We start from the raw sequence: 16,355 nt of genomic DNA on the forward strand, positions 1-16,355 counted from the left end.
ACTAGCTTAACTGCGCACGCGCGTTTGTATCTGACAACGACTGCGGACGATTTAACGTTGCACTGTTTACCAAAACAGCGGCTTGGGTCCTGTTGCTTACGCCCAACCGACGCAGCAACGCTGTGATATGTGCCTTGACCGTGCCTTCGGCGACCGAAAGTTCGTAAGCGATCACTTTGTTTGGCTTGCCCGCTGAAATAAGCTCCATAATCCGGCGCTGCTGTGGGGTAAGGCGGGCAATGCGCTTTGACGCTTCTTGCACACTAACCGGGTCCTGCGCGGTCTGTCTTGGCTTTGGACAATAGCAAGGTGGTAGATACCGCGATCCTTCCTGGACCTGCGCAAGCGCATCCCCGATCACGGTACGCGGCGCGTCTTTTGGTACAAAGCCCATCGCCCCTGCATCCATCGCGGCCTGAATTGTATCATCTGACGAATCAGCCGAAATGACGACGATTGGCATATCTTGGCAATGTTCCTTAAGTTGGAAAAAGCCGCTTAACCCTGTCGCATCTGGCAACCCCAAATCAAGTAAAACCAAATCTGGCGTCGGCCCTGTACCCAGTGCTTTCATCGCTCCCTCCAACGAATTCACCGAATTGACCTGCTTAATTTTAAAGGCGGATGACAGCGATGCTGCCATGGCGTCACAATACAGCGGATGATCATCCACCACGAGTATATGGCTGGCAGAGAAATGCTTCTCTGCACTCGCAAAATTAGACATTTTAGTTCCTCCCAGCAAAAGCGTAGCGGAACATCTGGTTTCCACAAAGCACCTTTTGGGCGAGTCGGCATATTTCAGTGCACATTCGTGTGCAAACCACCTGTCAAAAATGTTTGTCGCAGGCGAAATACAAATTTTTCAGGTATATTTGGATCAAACGACCGTCCAAAGAGATGACTGTCCAGTTCTGACAGCAACTCTGAGCGCTCTATTGAGTATCCGTATAGTTGATCAAGCGCATGGGCGGAGGCTCTAACCCCCGCAATATCATGACGCCATATTGCCCAGCGAAGTTGTCGTTGAAGCTGCCAGCTGCGTAGTCTTTGGCGAAGGTAATAACGTGAAAGCGTCTCACCTCGCGTTACAGCCAACACCCCGGAAAGAAATGCAATAATACCACAGATAGGCAAGACAAGCGGATGACTCCGGCTTGCTTCAACGGGTGCACGCTGATCCGAAACCGGTGCACCGATCACATCCCCAAAGGCAACACGTTGCGGCGAAATCGAAACCTCGCGCATTTCGCGTGCGACCGTATCGAAATAGCTAAACCTAATCGGTTCAAGGATCGCGGAATGACCATTCGTCGGGGTTACTGTCCAACGCCAAAACGCAATCGCTTCTGGTCCGCGCGAGGTCAGATCAACCAGTCGCTTTTCGGGATGCGCAAAGATAAGGGCCGAAGGCGACGTCAGTTCCGGCATCGGCGGAATCATATCGGGGCTCGCGCCCAGCGCAGATATACGGATCACGCGCAGCACACCTTCGCCTTCGGATAGTTGATCAGGTGCATTTGACCAGTCGTCGGAGACACGCAAACCCCGAACAGGAAACCACCATTCATCATTCTGCGGCTCTGGTGCGACGTCTATCGTGACCGGCTCTGACGTGATCGTATGTTCGAACCATTTGTTGTTTTCATCTAACAACGTCAGATGGTGCTTGAACGGCCCGATTTCCAATGTCCCGGTCTCATCAGGAAAAACGGCCATCCGTCGCCGCATGTTCCTGGCCGGGCGACCATCCAGCATGCTTACGAACCAGTGGTCCTGCCCCAACTGCATCCAATTAAAACCATCGAAATCCGGCTGTTCCAAACTTTCTAATGTAATGTGGCGTTTATAGATGCCGTGGATCGTTATCAGCACCATTTCTTGGCGCATCAATGGATCGGGTAACGGTTCGACCGTCACTGACAGCGTAAGATCGTTAGGGTCAACCGTCGAGGTTTGCGCCCAAACGGGCACCGCCCACCATGCTGCCAGCAAGATCGCATAGAATGCTCTTACCATTCGGTGCCCTCCTGCTCTTGGCCAGTTCCAGCATCGCGACGCGCCTTGTGTTCGTGGTAAATACGTTCTGCCAAAAATGCGCCGGGTACGTCCTTTAACGTGGTAAGCCAGCGGGCATTCGCGGTGATGGATTGCGCATCAAAGACCTGTCGCACCCGCTGTTCACCACGGCTCACAATCTCAGCAAGGGCTGGCGTCGCGGATGTATTAGTAACCTCATCCCCCGTTCCAGAGGCACGCGCATCACCCCGCGCAATTGGCGCGTCTGTGGTTGATCCTTCGCGATCCTCGGTCAAGAATACCCCATCTACGTCAAGCGTCGTAGATGCATAAAACGCCCGCAGCAGATCAAAATTCTGCTGCGCTTGCGGGTCTTGCCGGGTAGAAGCCGCCAGATCATAGGCTTCCAGCGCCGCCGCATATTGGCCTAACTGGGCATGGGCATTGCCAAGGTTATAGAACGCATCTGCGCCTGCTTGTTCCATGGCATCTGCCGCCCCTTGGAAATCATCTGCGCGGTAGAGCGCAACCCCCATCCAGCCCGGATCTGTAAACAAGCTCGCGGCAGTGTGTGGCATCCCGAGCGACAATGCGACCCGCCCAAATGGTGCGGCCCCACCCAACAACGCAGCAAGGGCAATGCATATAGCAGCTAGTAGAGGCAGCATCCGTTTCATCAGGCGCGGCTCCTTCTGAACAGCAACAGCGCAGGAAGCAGCGCAAGAAACAGAAGATACCGTCCGATGTCAGCACGCAAAACAAGCTGAAGTTCCTGCGATTCAGTACGCGACGCTGCGGTATCGCCGACATCCTCCATGAACCGAATGAGGTCGCTTGTTTCATAGATTTGGCCACCACCGACGCTTACCAAGCCATCAAAGGTTGTCGGGCTCATCGGCGGGTTGCCAGATACGGTTGTTTTGGCCACCACCACAGACAGCCGTGCGCCCAACTCTGTGATCCGCATGGCGGCGGCAATCGCGTCGTCGCTAAGCCCCTCCCCATCCGTCATCAAAACGACATCACCAGACAGCACCGACGCATTCTGCAGCAGGTCGGCAGCGCGTTCCAATGCAAGGTGTGGCCTGTTGCCCCGATCCGGCATCAAATTTTCGTCGATCAGCAAAATGCTTTGCGCCAACTGCCTGTGGTCGGTGGTCAATGGCGACGCCAGATAGCTATCCCCACCGTAGACAATCAGCGCTGCGGGTTTACTGCCCAAGGCACTAAGGCCCGCATGCGCCATATTTACGACCGATGGCCAGCTTTGGTCGCGCACCATTGATCCTGACACATCGATAACAAACACAACCCCATCCAAATTGCGGAAAGTTTGCGCGCCGCGTCTCTCAATGGATGGCCCGGTCAGCGCCACCGCAACAAACATCGCAATGACAAAAGGGACAGAGGCAAAAAATCGACTGCCTGCAGGTTCGATCCGCCCCATCGCAGTCATTGCGGCCAGTAGATGCGGCTGGATGCTTGCCTGCCAATCACCCGGCTGACCGGATCGGCGCAAACGCCAAATCATAAGCGTTGCGAGCACGGGAATCGCGGCGAACCAAAAGGGACGCAGAAAGGTGATATCGGCGATAGAGCTCATTCTTTTGACCGCACCCCAAGTCCGATCCCCAGAAGGCCCGCCAATAGTGCTGGCCAAATCCAAAACGCGCGGTAGGTCTGCGCCGATAGACCTGCGCGGGCTGTTGGTTCTAACGCATCTAATTCAGACGCCGCAGCACGCAGATCATCTGTCGTACGGACCCGGAACATCTGACCGCCGCTGATCTTGGCAATGGCATCCAGCGTCCGCACATCAACCACACCGCGCTGATCGGGTGCTTCCTCTAACGCAATCGGACCCAGCGCAATCGTGTGGATACGCACCCCCATATCCGCCGCCAGCGCAGCAACATCACGTGGCATTGCGGCACCTGCGTTATTCGCTCCGTCCGACAAAAGAATGATGACTTTGGTGTCTGCATCTGACGCCTCTAGCCGTTTTAGCGCAATCCCAATGCCATCACCGATATTGGTTGCCCGCCCAGAAATGCCGATCACCATGTCTTCGATTTTCCGAGCGACTGCATCTGTATCAAACGAAGGCGCTGCCGCGACAAATGCGTCGGACCCAAACACCACCAGTCCAACGCGGTCACCTGCCCGTGCACGCGCAAAGTCTGCACTGACGGCTTTGACGACCTCAAGTCGCGTCGCAGTTTGCCCATCCAGTGCAAAGTCATCGCGCACCATCGACCCCGACAAATCCAAGGCAAGGATCAGATCGCGCCCCGACATTGGTAGGGCTTGCTGTGGCGCAACGACACGCGGCCCGGCCAACGCAATGACCAACAGAAACCAAATGCAAATCGGCGTCAGCATATCAATATGACGGAGCGGGTTTTGACCACCTGCGCCGCCACTTAGCATTCGGCGTTCGATACCTTCGGGTACGACCAGCACGGCACCACTGAGTGTCTGCGGCGGTGCCAAGAAATACACAAAGACTGGCAGCGGCAGCAGTACGAAAAACCATGGGTTTGCGAACTCAAGCATTCTGCGCCTCACTCTGACGAAGCGTAGCTTCAAGCTCGGTGATCAGAGGGATGCCATCGCGAGCATACAGTTCAGTAGGTAAGGCGGCAGGTGCGTGAATCTGGATCATGTGCAATAGCGCAACTGCACGGTCATCTTCAGGTAAGTCCGCTAGCGCCGCGATCTGGTCGGTCAATGAACCAACGTCTTTTTCTGGGCCACGCAGAAAATACCCCAGTACCAATGACGTCAAATATGCCAACAACAGCCCAAAACCAACGGCGACCAATATCTCTGAAATCAGCCCGCCGGGCGCGCCCTCTGGCAATCGGATGTCGTGCAAACCCGACAACATCGCATCAACTGTGGTGATGCCCTCTGCCATTCACGATGCTCCTGCCTGCGTCATGGCTTGCCGCGTTTGCAAGCTGGTATCCAGGTGCATAACCGCGCAACCCGGAATTTCTGGTAACGCATGATCGCGCGGTGGCGTTTGTCGTAGCTTCACTGATCGGCAGTATCCGTCTGGCGACCGAATTGGGTAATGCCCCGGCGGCAGTGATTGTAGCCCGCTGTCTTCGACCACGACAAATGATGGTGCGCGATGCTGGGCTAGCCGTTTCATGGTGCCTTCGAAATTGTTACCGCGTTGGTCAAAGGCGCTTACGATGATGATTGACGCACCTTTGGGAACGATCCGATGTAGACCTTCGACGGCCATATCTAGCGGTGGATCAGTGAACAGATCCGGGCCAACGACAGAGGTCGCAAATTCATGGGCGCGGACTAGCCCGCCGATCACCGACAGCATCCCACGGGTACCCGAACGCGTCCGCACGATGATGGGTTCACCTGTCGTGATTGCGAGCAGACCGACACGTCCACCAGCTGCGACGGCTTGCCAACCAATCCAAGCAAGCGCCTCGGCTGCGGCAACCGAACGGAAGGCACGGCGCATGCCCCACAGCATTGATGGCCGGAAATCAGCCACCAAAAAGGTCACTCTGTCGCGTTCTTCGTGAAAGGTCCGCACATGCAGATCGCCAGTCCGCGCGGTCGCACCTTTGTCGATGTACCGCAATTCATCGCCATGAATGTAGAGACGACTGTCGGCGTTCACCTGACCTTGGCCGCGTCTTTTGATTGGAAACCCACCGGGCAGGCCGCTTGTTGGCACTTCGCGACGCGCGCTGTCCACGACGGCACCTTGCAAGGCAATTAACGCCTGTGCTGTCACCTGCGTACCCGACACATCCGTCATAACGCTTGGGTTTGTTGCATGATGTCGGCGACGACGGCCCGAGGTGTCACACCTTCGGCGGCGGTCGCCCAGTTCAGAACCATCCGATGAGCAAGCGCATCGGACAGTACCGCTTCGACATCTTCGGGGATCGCGTGATCACGTCCGTTTAGATAGGCACGCGCACGCGCCGATGCCGCCAGCGCGATTGAACCTCGCGGGGAAACTGAATGTTCAATTTGTGCATCAAACGGGGCAACACGAGTCGCCACCACCAGCCTGACAATATAATCCCGCAAGGCAGGCGACAGAAACACGTTGTCCACATCACGGCGGGCGACCTGCACAACATCAAGCCCCAATTCCGGCGGTGTCGCGTCGCCCTTAACCCGTTCATCTTCGACCAGATCCAGAATGCGTCGCTCGGTCTCTAGGTTGGGTTGGGTCAGAACGATGTGAAGTAAAAACCGATCTAGCTGCGCCTCTGGCAGGGGAAAGGTGCCCTCGTGTTCGATGGAATTTTGCGTTGCGACAACAAAAAACGGTTCTGGCAAGGTGTGGGTCGTGCCGCCGCTGGTGACTTGCGTTTCGGCCATTGCCTCTAGCAGGGCAGACTGTGTTTTGGGCGGTGCGCGGTTGATTTCATCGACCAGCACTAGGTTGTGAAATACAGGGCCCTGCGCGAACGCAAATTTACCCGTTTCGGGGTTGAAGACATCCGTGCCAGTCAAATCCGCAGGCAACAAATCTGGCGTGCATTGCACCCGTGCAAACGACCCACCAAGAGCACGCGACAGCAGTTTTACGGCACGGGTTTTCGCCAACCCCGGCGGCCCTTCAATCAAAAGATGCCCCCCTGTCAGAACGCCAATCAGCAGTCGTTCAATTAACTGGTCGCTACCGATCAGCCCCGTTTCAAGCCATTCTTTAAGCGCCGAAATTTGTTCAAAACACTCGCGTGACTTACCATCAAACACGGTCAATCCCCCCAGATTCATGGCCAAACCCTGACCGGGAAAACACACCAAATCTAGTTACACAAAGGTAGTAGACCAGTCGGGCAACGCCACGCTCAGAAAGTTAGGGCTTATTCTTTTCAACGCAGTACACTATGTGAAATTAGTGCTATTCAAATACGCACCGCTCAAGCTGATGGCTGCTTGCGAAAGGTCAGCTCTGCGGTTTTGTCGCGAGACAATAACGCTGTATGCATCTGCAACTCCGCATGCAACGGAGATTTCACGCATACTGGGTCGGTCGCATTTGGATCACCGGCCAATGCCATCGCCTGACAACGGCATCCGCCAAAATCTAGTTTCTTACGGTCGCAAGAACGGCATGGTTCTTGCATCCAATCATCGCCGCGATAGGCGTTGAATGCTGACCCACGATACCAAATCTCGGACAAGCTCTTGGTGCGTACATTATCAAACCTCAGCGACTTGATGGTCTGGGCTGCATGACACGGCAGGACCTCTCCGTCGGGGGCGACGTTTAGGCCCGTTGTGCCCCAGCCACCCATGCAGCGCTTGGGGTAATCGGCGTGATAATCAGCAGGAACGTAATCTAGCACCAGTTGCCCTTTTAACCGATCACGGGCTTCGGCCACGACGCGGCTGGCCTCCTGTGCCTGTTCCTTTGTCGGCATCAACGCATCACGGTTCGACATCGCCCAACCGTGGAATTGCACAATGGCAACCTCAATACGCCTTGCATTCATTTCCAACGCCATCTCGATCGCGCGTGGAAGCTGGTGCAGGTTTTGACGGTGAACCACGGCATTTAGGGTCAGTGGAAACCCTATATCCTTGATCCATTCGGCAACCTGCATCTTGCGTTGAAAGCCACCTTTGTAGCCGCCAATGCGGTCGGCCATGTTGGCATCCGTACCCTGCAGCGAAAGCTGAATATGATCGAGCCCTGCCGCGTCCAATTCCTGCAAGCGCCGCTCCGTCAGCCCAATCCCAGACGTGATCAGGTTCGTATAAAGCCCCGCATCACGCGCGGCCTTAACCAGATCAACCAGATCACGACGGGCTGCGGGTTCACCCCCTGAAAGATGAAGCTGAAGCACGCCCAGTTCTGCGGCCTGCTGAAACACCCGAACCCAGTCAGATGTATCTAGCTCAAGTGACTTTTGCGCCAGTTCAACAGGGTTAGAACAATACGGACATGATAGGGGGCAGCGATGTGTCAGTTCAGCCAGCATGGCGATTGGCGCAGGAATACCGTTCGCCTTGCCCTCTGCACGCCAGTCTCTGACCTCTGCACCGTCCATTATGCGACCTCCAAAATGCGGCGGTTCATCAGACCGCGCAGAAATTCACCCGCATCCGCCGCGACCTGTTCGTGGGGGGCGCCATATTTATCAGCCAGAGCCGTCGTAATCGTACCAAAGCTACGCGCGCCATCAATTTCTGTCATGATTGCATGACCAATCGGATCCAGCGCGACCGCCCGTTCGGGCGCAAGCAAGACCCATTTTTCGCGGACATGATCCCAATGCAACCGAACGCCGCGCGGGATTACCGGAATTGAATTAGGTGATAGCCCATCGGTCATGATGCAGCCGCCACGTTCTGCGCAAGAAATGTACCGGGTTGCCATGCCCCCGGCGGAATTTTTGCGGGGTCAACATATGCGGCATGCAATGCATCTAGCTGCGACCATAGCACATCGGTTTTAAAGATCAGCGCCTTTGCCGCCGCGTCTTGTTTTTCTTGTGTGTCAGCTTTGTCCAACACCCAAGCCAATCCAAAGGCCACGTCTTTGGGCGCTTCTTTCAATCGGTTCTTGAAATAGGCCAGACTAGAGTCATCCGCGAAGGCATAATTGGCAAGCAAGCCCTCAATCCGCTGCGCGTGGATTTTTGGTGCGAACAATTCCGTGAGTGATGCCGCAACGGCCTCTAGCAGTGTTTCATCCCGAACAAATCGCACATAAGCGTCGACCGCAAATTTGGTCGCGGGCATGACGCCTTCGGCGCTGGCAACATAATCACGGTCAAGCCCGACAGCATCGGCAAGCCGCAGCCACCGCTCAATACCGCCCTCGTTTTCGGCGGTGCCATCGTGGTCCTCGATCCGGGAACGCCACGCGCGACGCAGTGCAGGATCATCGACCCTGCTCATGAATGCGGCGTCTTTCATCGGGATACGTGATTGATAGTAGAACCGATTGATAACCCATGCACGTACCTGATCGGGCGTACATCCTCCAGAGTGTAGAAGGTGATGAAATGGGTGCTTGTCGTGATACCGTTCTGCACCAATCTGACGTAGTCGTGCTTCGAACTGTTCTTTGCTTGGGGTCATAATTCAAACTCCATCCCGTCTTGGGCAATGGTCCAACCGGATGCTTCAGCGCTGGCGCGTTGGTCCGATGATGGGCGCAAAACAGGGTTCGTATTGTTCATATGCACATAGACCTTTTTACCTACCTGAAGGTCGGCAAAAGCAGCCATCGATCCATCAGGGCCCGACATCGACATATGCCCCATCCGATTGCCCGTCTTTTGGCTTAGCCCGCCAGTGACCATTTCATCATCTTGCCACAGCGTACCGTCAAACATGACCATATCGGCACCCGATAGCCGGTCACGCAGATCCGGCTTTAGGGTCGAACAACCGGGAATATAAAACACATCTCGCTGGTCAGTTTTCAGATGAACACCAACAGTTTGTTCGCCTTCAAGGTCTGTCTGTACGTGTTCGCCTTCTAGATATAGAGGTACTTTCCCCGGCACAGAGAAAAGAGTGGCCTGAACTCCGGTTACCAACTCAAATGGTTTGCCCAGCGCGATGTTGCGGCGAATTACGAGATCAGGCTTTAGGGCGCCAAAAATCGGGTTCGCGTCGATGACATCATGGATATCATGGGTCGCGAACAAGTTGAACGGTTGCTGTTCACGCAAGATGAGCAATCCCGCGATGTGATCAATGTCACCATTTGTCAAAAGAACTGATTTCAAAGGGCTGACGCGCAAATCTGTGGGATGTAATGCAGGCATGCGCGCCATTTGATCACGTATATCGGGTGAAGCATTGAGGATTGCCCAGTCAGCGCCATTCGCGCTAACTGCTACAGAAGACTGAGATTGGGAGGGTATTTTACCGCTACGTGCCAAATTGCAGTTTTCACAACCGCAATTCCATTGGGGCAGGCCACCGCCGGCAGCTGCCCCCAAAATACAAGCGCGAAATACCATCTGCGTGCTCCGCGCTTATATGTTTAGAACAGGTCGTCGTTGTTACGTTCGTCGTTTTCGGGACCGTACATGTTGATTTCCATGCCGCACTCGATTTCGCGGATCACTGGTTTCGTCCAAGCCATAATAGTTCCTCCTCTATGTCTGATAAATGTGCGTCCTGCTGGGCATTTCGGTCAAATCTTATGTTCTAAGAAAAAATAAGAACGGACCCTTAATCGAGGTGCTGAAAAACGAAACCACGGTTTCTTATTGTATTGATGCTAAAGTGAAAGTCATCCATCGGCGCAAGTTTTTTGCGCAAATATCCGATGTAAACATCAACGACATTTTCGGATGAAGACCCTTCATTCGCCCACAGCGTATCAAAGATCTCACCCCGCGAAATGACAGTACCGGCCTTTTCATGCAGCATCGCCAATAGGTCGAATTCTCTTTCAGTCAGAATCGCCTCGCGGGTCTGGCCACGCACTGTGCGCGACGCGGGATCAAGCACACAATGCGCAGTGATCGACCGCTGCAATTGAACCTGCAATCGGGCAACGAGTTCGTCAAACGCGAATGGCTTTACGACATAATCATCGGCCCCCGCCTCTAACCCGGCCATCCTATCGGTGACTTCCGTTAGCGCGGATAGCATCAGTATCGGCTTTGCATGTCCGGCGGCGCGCAGGCCACGCACCAAATCAATGCCGCTATCGCGTCCGATCATCACATCAATGATTGCCGCAGCCACTTGCCCCTCTGGAAACCGCTTTGCCGCCGCCTCGACCGTGCTTTCGGCCAGCGTGGCATATCCGTGCATCTGTAGACCACGCGCCAGCGCATCTATGATCTCGGGGTCGTCATCAACAATAAGGATCGTCGTATCAGCCATCACATCACGCTAACCGCTTGCACGCAAAAGCGAAACCGTCACCATGGTCCCGGCGTTCGGGCCCACCTTGAACGACGCTGGAACAGGGCTTTGGATGGTCAGTTTGCCCTTCTGTTCGGTCATCACCCAATGCGCAAGTGACAGACCAATTCCAAACCCGTTTGACGCGGCCTTCCCGATAGAGGCCTGGGCAAATCGGTTGGTCACGAGCTTCAGATCCTTCTCTGATATTCCACTACCATTGTCGATCACCTGCAGGTTTGCCTCTCTTGCTGTTGCGTTGATCTTTATAGCGATGGAACCGCCATCTTTAGCATGACGCAACGCGTTTTCGATTAGCCCAGTCACCACTTGCCGCGTCCAGTTCTCATCGCCTTCGACGTTGGTCCCAGAAACGCCATCTAGCGTGATCGTTACCCCCGCATTGTCTGCAAGGCTTTGCATATCGGCGACCGCAGCTTGTGCTGCGCGGTGTAAGTCAAATGTCGTGCGTTCAAGGCTCAGCATTCCTCCATCAGATCGGGCGATACGTAGCAAGTCATCGATACGTTGGTTCAATCGCCGTGCGCGACCGTGGATCACCCCATACGGACCATCTTGTGGGGCGCCCGATTTCAGCGCCAGCTCCGCCTCCATCAAGATGACCGTCAGCGGTGTGCGCAATTCGTGACTGACATCAGCAAAAAACCTGCGCCGGTCTTCGTCTGTCTTGGCCAGTGCTTCATTGGCGTGACGTAGCGCCTCTGTCCGGTCCGCGATAGTTTGGTTAAGCCGCCCCCATTCGCTGTCCACTGCGGACTTACGCGCAGCCAATGACGCTGCCATTTCGTTTGTCGCTTTGAACAAAAGGCCGATTTCGTCGCTTTGTTCATCCGGTAGGCTGACTTTGAAGTTCTCATTCCCGATGGACCGGGAAGCAACACGTAGTTGATCCAAACGCGACAACTGCGGGCGCACCAAGAAATAGTAAAACCCGGCTACAAGCAGCAGTGCGAAAACGCCAACGGCAAAGGCTGCCCGCGTAAGGCGGTCACGCAAAGCGTCAACCTGCGCGATTGCGGCTTCACGCGCGCGGCGGTCTTCGGTCATAGCCGCGTTCAACAGCGGATCGAAACCAATCGAAAATGCGTTGATCAGCCCCTGCAATTGCGCCGCACGTTGATCAGGTGCCACTATTTCAGATGCATCACTGAATTGTTCTATCGTGCCTTCGAACAATGCTTCCATCCGCGCAATGCCAATGCTGCGGGTCGCCCGACGCGACTGTTCATCCAGATCTGATTGCGCAACATCCCCGACGTTTTGGTCAAGGTCCGTACGAATTGCCGCAAAATTCCTGCGTATTCCGGCGGTTAGCCCTTCTAACCGTGCATTCCGCGTATCAGCATCGACGCCGGATTGCGCCGCTTCGTAAAGAATGACGATCAGCGAACCGACTTGGGTCGCAAGATCTGACAATCGTTGTATCCGCTTTTCGGCCGTCACTGCGACTTGCACCTGCGCGGACATCAATGCCATTCCGCGAATAGTCAGTGCGTTCGATAATACCGCGACCAGACCAATGATCGCAGCGCCAATTGCCAGCCTCGCACGTAAACTGCGCACCTATTCTTCGCCCCCCTCAACGATAAAGCGACCAAAGGCTCTGGGACCATCGCCAGTATCGATTTCGGCAACAACACTTAGGCTGTTCACATCAATGACGCTGACAGTATTCGAAAACCAATTTGCGACAATCACCTGATTGCCATCAGTCGTTGTATCGATCCCTTCGGGATATTCACCAACATCAATTGTTGCATTTACTGTGAGGTCGTTCAGGTCAAACACGCTGACAGTGTCGGCATATTGGTTCGTCACAAAACCAGCACCTTGCGCGAATGTCACCGCATATGGGCGTTCACCGACTGGAACTGTGCCAACGACCTTGCCCGAAATCGGATCAACAACCGTTACCGAATTTGATCCAACATCAGCCGTGAAAAACCGGCCTCGCGGTCCCACCGTAACCCCAAAGGGCCGCACGCCAACCGGAACCCGGTGGGCAACCGTATTCGTCCGCAGATCAAATATCGAAACCTGACTGGCCTCTTTGTCAGCAGAAGCAAGCCAAGCGCCATCTGGCGTCACGGCAACCCCGGCTGGGGCTGCACCCGTTTCTAGCGTATTGATGACGGCTAGATCAGCTGCGCTAAGAACCCAAATACGGGCATTGAACCAGTCGGTCACATAAATGGTCTTACCATCTGGGTGAATAGCGACGCCTATTGGCCCACCATCAAGCGACACTTCGTTCAACAATTCCAATGTGTTGCTGTCGAACTTGCGAACTACCTTACTGTCAGCACTCACTGTCACGAAAAAACTGCCCGCAGGATCAACGGCGACACCGGCAGGTGCACCATCCACATCGATACGTCTGACTTCGCGGTGATCATCTAGATCAATAACACTAAGTGTGCTGTCGTTTTGATTGGTCACAAAAGCCAAATCCCCCGCTGCGACCTGCGTCACAGCGAGGGTAAAAACCATCGATAAGCAAATGGCCCTGTTAGCTACCAAAGCGGGCAACAAGCGCGTCCAAACCAGCCTGATAAACACCTGACACTGCAGCAATTGCAGCTTCGTCGTTTAGTTCGGGTGGCGGATCATTGTTCGGGTAGCCACGGTAAAACGCACCGCGCCATTCGACCAACGACCCACCACTGTCCGTCGCCGTAACCGTTATGTGGGAGGAGTAATTTGTAACTGGTAACACGTCGACGGATACCTCGGTGATCCGGTACGAATAGCTCATCTTTTCATCTGAGAATTTATACAGGATTTCGTCAATCGTCGGACCACCTTCTTCTCCTAACACCAGCAGGCGTGTGGCGTCTATTTCGTTGCCGCCAGTTCCTGTGCTGGAATAAACCGCCGGATGCCAGCTCATGTCCTGAAAATTGCCGACCACGGCCCAGACCTCTTCGGGTGTGGCGCTTACCTCAGTGGACAGTGTCACTTTTTGGCGGGTTGGACCATGTGCGTGGGCCGCCATTGGAAGGCAAGCGGCAAGCAGGATAAGAGTTCTTCGGTGTATTTTCATTGACTGGCTCGTGTGTTGGGAAATGGCAAATGAACATCACAGCAAACGTGGCTTGTGCTGAATTACATTGACCGTAGCGGAGCTTAAGTGAAGCTGACAATAAGCCTAAAGTATCGGTTTTTTTCCAAGTTGAATCGTTGCAGCATTCGCAAAGGGAACCAATTACGCGGATTTTTTGGTTATTTTCAAAGGGGGAGGTCATCTAGGATGATGGTATTTGCACGCTTGATTGCAGCGTTTACTTGCCTGTTTTGTAGCGCCCTTGGCGTCGCTGCCCTAGATATTAACGCCGTCGTGTTGCGTGTCGACTACTCCCAGATTATGCCAATTTCTCGCTACGATCTGATCCCAGACGATCTGGGCTTTGCCGGGGGCAAGTTGGCTGACGAAGACAACCAGACGACCGGCAATTTTATGGGAATGACGTTCAACACGAACTATGTCGCAGCCACCCCCGAAGAAACTGATGCCGTGCTAGACGAACTGCTTGCGAACGGAACAACGTTGCTCGTGGTCATGGCCAACGCCGAAGACCTGCTAAAGATCACAGACCGCGCAGGCCCCGATGTATTGGTGATCAACGCGACGGCCCGCGATATGTCGGTCCGCGACGATCAGTGCCGCGCAAACCTGCTGCATGTCGCGCCCAGTGAAATGATGCTTGCTGACGCCGTCGTGCAATTCGCCATGTGGAAGCAGTGGCGCGAGGTGTTCCTTATTCAAGGATCAAACCCAGCTGACCGCACATTGGGCGATGCCTACCGTCGTGCAGCCAACAAATTTGGTGCACAAGTCGTCGAAGAACGCGAATTCGAAGACACCGGCGGGTCACGCAGGACCGACACTGGTCACGTGTTGGTCCAACGCCAGATTCCGGTCTTTACCCAGAATGCCGAAGACCACGATGTGGTCATCGCCGCCGATAATTCTGATCTTTTCGCACTTTATCTGCCGTTTCACCTTTGGACGCCGCGCCCTGTCATGGGCTCTGGTGGATTACGCCCCGTGACAATGCACGCCGCGCACGAAGCATGGGGCGCGACCCAGTTTCAACGCCGGTTCGAAGAGGCATCTGGTAGGTTCGTTCAAGAAGCCGACTATGAAGTCTGGCTATCGCTGCGCGTGATCGGCGAAGCGGTCATTCGGATCAACGCCGCCGATCCGGCCGCGCTGCGCGACTATATCCTAAGCGACGAATTTGAATTGGCCGCGTTCAAAGGTAGGAAAGTCAATTTCCGTCCGTGGAACGGCCAGCTACGCCAACCCGTGCTGCTGACTGATAGCAAAATCACCGTAAGCGTTTCACCCCAAGATGGTTACCTGCATCAGGTCTCGACGCTCGACACGCTTGGGTTGGACCAACCCGAAAGCGCCTGCAATGCCTTTGCTAAATAAGGAAAAACCCATGCAACGACCCATCCAGTTTATTGCAAGTATTTGTGTCGCCACCCTAGGGTTCGCTGCCCCAGCCGCCGCGAACAAGGTTTTCGTCAGCAACGAACGCGGCAATACGATCACAGTCATCGACAGCGATAGCTGGGAAGCGATCGCAGAATTCCCCGGCGGTAACCGCCCGCGCGGAATTGGCGTTAGCCCTGATGGAAAGTACCTATACGTCTGCGCCTCCGACGACGATACGATCCGCGTTTTTGACACTGAAACCTACGAAGAAGTCTGGACGCTACCATCAGGCCCAGACCCAGAACTGTTCACAATTCATCCGACCGGAGAGTTGCTGTACATCGCCAACGAAGACGACAATCTGGTCACTGTCGTCGACACGCAAAGCCGCACAGTTGTTGCTGAAATCCCTGTCGGTGTCGAACCCGAAGGGATGGCGATCAGCCCCGATGCAACGTTTGTGATTAACACGTCTGAAACGACTAATATGGCGCATTTCATTGATACGTCTGACTATCAAATCAAGCATAATATCCTTGTCGATCAACGCCCACGCTATGCCGTTTATACGGATGACGGCACAAAGCTGTTTGTCAGCTCTGAAATCGGTGGCACGGTCAGTGTAATTGATCCGCTTGCCGCAAACGGCCCTGAATTGACCACAAAAATCGGGTTCGAGGTGGCTGGTGTGCAGCCAGAGTGGCTTCAGCCCGTTGGGATGAAAGTCACGGCCGACAATAAGTGGCTGTTCGTTGCGCTAGGCCCAGCAAACCGGGTCGCTGTGGTTGATGTCGAAAGCCTTGAGGTCGTTGATTACATCCTTGTCGGTCAACGTGTCTGGCAGATGGAATTCACGCCGGGACAGGAATTTCTGATTACCACAAACGGCAATTCAAATGATGTGACCGTGATTGACGTGGCCCGGCAGCAAGCAATCAAATCAATACAGGTCGGACGGCAGCCTTGGGGCGTCGCCGTGACGCCTGACTAA

The 16,355-nt window shown here is 54.6% G+C and carries 19 protein-coding genes; 2 read left to right on the forward strand and 17 right to left on the reverse strand.

Features of this window, described 5'->3' with window-relative positions:
• Nucleotide 1: 1 nt before the first annotated feature.
• From CYQ09_RS08630 to CYQ09_RS08710, 17 genes are all read right to left on the reverse strand, one after another.
• The gene (locus tag CYQ09_RS08630; RefSeq protein WP_106744993.1) at nt 2-727 is read right to left on the reverse strand and encodes a response regulator; all 726 of its coding nucleotides are present in this window, start codon (nt 725-727) and stop codon (nt 2-4) included.
• Nucleotides 728-801: 74 nt separating this feature from the next.
• Entirely contained in the window at nt 802-2,019 is a 1,218-nt protein-coding gene (locus CYQ09_RS08635) for a BatD family protein (protein WP_106744994.1), read from the reverse strand.
• Complete coding sequence (locus tag CYQ09_RS08640) at nt 2,013-2,696, reverse strand: tetratricopeptide repeat protein (protein WP_106744995.1); 684 nt, start codon at nt 2,694-2,696, stop codon at nt 2,013-2,015. Before CYQ09_RS08640 ends, CYQ09_RS08635 begins: the two co-directional genes overlap by 7 nt.
• Entirely contained in the window at nt 2,696-3,622 is a 927-nt protein-coding gene (locus tag CYQ09_RS08645; protein WP_106744996.1) for a vWA domain-containing protein, read from the reverse strand. Before CYQ09_RS08645 ends, CYQ09_RS08640 begins: the two co-directional genes overlap by 1 nt.
• Nucleotides 3,619-4,575, reverse strand: coding sequence for a VWA domain-containing protein (locus CYQ09_RS08650; RefSeq protein WP_106744997.1), 957 nt, complete (start codon nt 4,573-4,575; stop codon nt 3,619-3,621). The genes CYQ09_RS08645 and CYQ09_RS08650 overlap by 4 nt, the downstream gene beginning before the upstream one ends.
• A complete protein-coding gene (locus tag CYQ09_RS08655) occupies nt 4,568-4,939 on the reverse strand; it encodes a hypothetical protein (protein WP_106744998.1) in 372 nt (123 codons plus the stop codon). Before CYQ09_RS08655 ends, CYQ09_RS08650 begins: the two co-directional genes overlap by 8 nt.
• Entirely contained in the window at nt 4,940-5,806 is an 867-nt protein-coding gene (locus CYQ09_RS08660) for a DUF58 domain-containing protein (RefSeq protein ID WP_162617612.1), read from the reverse strand.
• 5 nt (nt 5,807-5,811) lie between these two features.
• Nucleotides 5,812-6,792 (reverse strand): AAA family ATPase, encoded by a 981-nt coding sequence (locus CYQ09_RS08665; protein WP_106745000.1) that lies wholly within the window; start codon nt 6,790-6,792, stop codon nt 5,812-5,814.
• Between the two features lie 146 nt (nt 6,793-6,938).
• Entirely contained in the window at nt 6,939-8,072 is a 1,134-nt protein-coding gene (gene pqqE, locus CYQ09_RS08670; RefSeq protein WP_106745001.1) for a pyrroloquinoline quinone biosynthesis protein PqqE, read from the reverse strand.
• Nucleotides 8,072-8,356 carry a pyrroloquinoline quinone biosynthesis peptide chaperone PqqD gene (pqqD, locus tag CYQ09_RS08675; protein WP_106745002.1) on the reverse strand — a complete coding sequence of 95 codons (285 nt, stop codon included), beginning with the start codon at nt 8,354-8,356 and terminating at the stop codon, nt 8,072-8,074. The genes pqqE and pqqD overlap by 1 nt, the downstream gene beginning before the upstream one ends.
• A complete protein-coding gene (gene pqqC, locus CYQ09_RS08680; protein ID WP_106745003.1) occupies nt 8,353-9,108 on the reverse strand; it encodes a pyrroloquinoline-quinone synthase PqqC in 756 nt (251 codons plus the stop codon). Before pqqC ends, pqqD begins: the two co-directional genes overlap by 4 nt.
• Nucleotides 9,105-10,001, reverse strand: coding sequence for a pyrroloquinoline quinone biosynthesis protein PqqB (gene pqqB / locus CYQ09_RS08685; protein ID WP_106745004.1), 897 nt, complete (start codon nt 9,999-10,001; stop codon nt 9,105-9,107). The genes pqqC and pqqB overlap by 4 nt, the downstream gene beginning before the upstream one ends.
• Before the next feature lie 23 nt (nt 10,002-10,024).
• Complete coding sequence (gene pqqA / locus CYQ09_RS08690; protein WP_106357700.1) at nt 10,025-10,126, reverse strand: pyrroloquinoline quinone precursor peptide PqqA; 102 nt, start codon at nt 10,124-10,126, stop codon at nt 10,025-10,027.
• 89 nt (nt 10,127-10,215) lie between these two features.
• Nucleotides 10,216-10,878 carry a response regulator transcription factor gene (locus CYQ09_RS08695; RefSeq protein WP_106745005.1) on the reverse strand — a complete coding sequence of 221 codons (663 nt, stop codon included), beginning with the start codon at nt 10,876-10,878 and terminating at the stop codon, nt 10,216-10,218.
• A gap of 9 nt (nt 10,879-10,887) precedes the next feature.
• Nucleotides 10,888-12,483: a sensor histidine kinase gene (locus CYQ09_RS08700; protein WP_106745006.1), complete on the reverse strand. Its 1,596-nt coding sequence runs from the start codon at nt 12,481-12,483 to the stop codon at nt 10,888-10,890.
• Complete coding sequence (locus tag CYQ09_RS08705; protein ID WP_106745007.1) at nt 12,484-13,410, reverse strand: beta-propeller fold lactonase family protein; 927 nt, start codon at nt 13,408-13,410, stop codon at nt 12,484-12,486. It abuts the gene before it with no gap.
• Between the two features lie 19 nt (nt 13,411-13,429).
• A complete protein-coding gene (locus CYQ09_RS08710; RefSeq protein ID WP_106745008.1) occupies nt 13,430-13,963 on the reverse strand; it encodes an SRPBCC family protein in 534 nt (177 codons plus the stop codon).
• Nucleotides 13,964-14,170: 207 nt separating this feature from the next.
• Here CYQ09_RS08710 and CYQ09_RS08715 point away from each other — a divergent pair, with 207 nt between their 5' ends.
• Together CYQ09_RS08715 and CYQ09_RS08720 are read left to right on the forward strand one after the other, a co-directional pair.
• Complete coding sequence (locus CYQ09_RS08715; protein ID WP_106745009.1) at nt 14,171-15,358, forward strand: ABC transporter substrate-binding protein; 1,188 nt, start codon at nt 14,171-14,173, stop codon at nt 15,356-15,358.
• A 10-nt stretch (nt 15,359-15,368) separates the two neighbouring features.
• Entirely contained in the window at nt 15,369-16,355 is a 987-nt protein-coding gene (locus tag CYQ09_RS08720; protein WP_106745010.1) for a YVTN family beta-propeller repeat protein, read from the forward strand.

The sequence above is a fragment of the Yoonia maritima genome, from assembly GCF_002933395.1.
GTDB lineage: Bacteria > Pseudomonadota > Alphaproteobacteria > Rhodobacterales > Rhodobacteraceae > Yoonia > Yoonia maritima_A.

Bases quoted from the DNA above. Each gene is read 5' to 3' on its own strand.
- CYQ09_RS08695 (WP_106745005.1), bottom strand. From the start codon at position 10,878: ATGGCTGATACGACGATCCTTATTGTTGATGACGACCCCGAGATCATA.
- CYQ09_RS08705 (WP_106745007.1), bottom strand. From the start codon at position 13,410: ATGGTTTTTACCCTCGCTGTGACGCAGGTCGCAGCGGGGGATTTGGCT.
- CYQ09_RS08655 (WP_106744998.1), bottom strand. From the start codon at position 4,939: ATGGCAGAGGGCATCACCACAGTTGATGCGATGTTGTCGGGTTTGCAC.
- CYQ09_RS08630 (WP_106744993.1), bottom strand. From the start codon at position 727: ATGTCTAATTTTGCGAGTGCAGAGAAGCATTTCTCTGCCAGCCATATA.
- pqqC (WP_106745003.1), bottom strand. From the start codon at position 9,108: ATGACCCCAAGCAAAGAACAGTTCGAAGCACGACTACGTCAGATTGGT.
- pqqE (WP_106745001.1), bottom strand. From the start codon at position 8,072: ATGGACGGTGCAGAGGTCAGAGACTGGCGTGCAGAGGGCAAGGCGAAC.
- CYQ09_RS08635 (WP_106744994.1), bottom strand. From the start codon at position 2,019: ATGGTAAGAGCATTCTATGCGATCTTGCTGGCAGCATGGTGGGCGGTG.
- CYQ09_RS08650 (WP_106744997.1), bottom strand. From the start codon at position 4,575: ATGCTTGAGTTCGCAAACCCATGGTTTTTCGTACTGCTGCCGCTGCCA.
- pqqD (WP_106745002.1), bottom strand. From the start codon at position 8,356: ATGACCGATGGGCTATCACCTAATTCAATTCCGGTAATCCCGCGCGGC.
- CYQ09_RS08665 (WP_106745000.1), bottom strand. From the start codon at position 6,792: ATGAATCTGGGGGGATTGACCGTGTTTGATGGTAAGTCACGCGAGTGT.
- CYQ09_RS08710 (WP_106745008.1), bottom strand. From the start codon at position 13,963: ATGAAAATACACCGAAGAACTCTTATCCTGCTTGCCGCTTGCCTTCCA.
- CYQ09_RS08645 (WP_106744996.1), bottom strand. From the start codon at position 3,622: ATGAGCTCTATCGCCGATATCACCTTTCTGCGTCCCTTTTGGTTCGCC.
- CYQ09_RS08720 (WP_106745010.1), top strand. From the start codon at position 15,369: ATGCAACGACCCATCCAGTTTATTGCAAGTATTTGTGTCGCCACCCTA.
- pqqB (WP_106745004.1), bottom strand. From the start codon at position 10,001: ATGGTATTTCGCGCTTGTATTTTGGGGGCAGCTGCCGGCGGTGGCCTG.
- CYQ09_RS08640 (WP_106744995.1), bottom strand. From the start codon at position 2,696: ATGAAACGGATGCTGCCTCTACTAGCTGCTATATGCATTGCCCTTGCT.
- CYQ09_RS08715 (WP_106745009.1), top strand. From the start codon at position 14,171: ATGATGGTATTTGCACGCTTGATTGCAGCGTTTACTTGCCTGTTTTGT.
- pqqA (WP_106357700.1), bottom strand. From the start codon at position 10,126: ATGGCTTGGACGAAACCAGTGATCCGCGAAATCGAGTGCGGCATGGAA.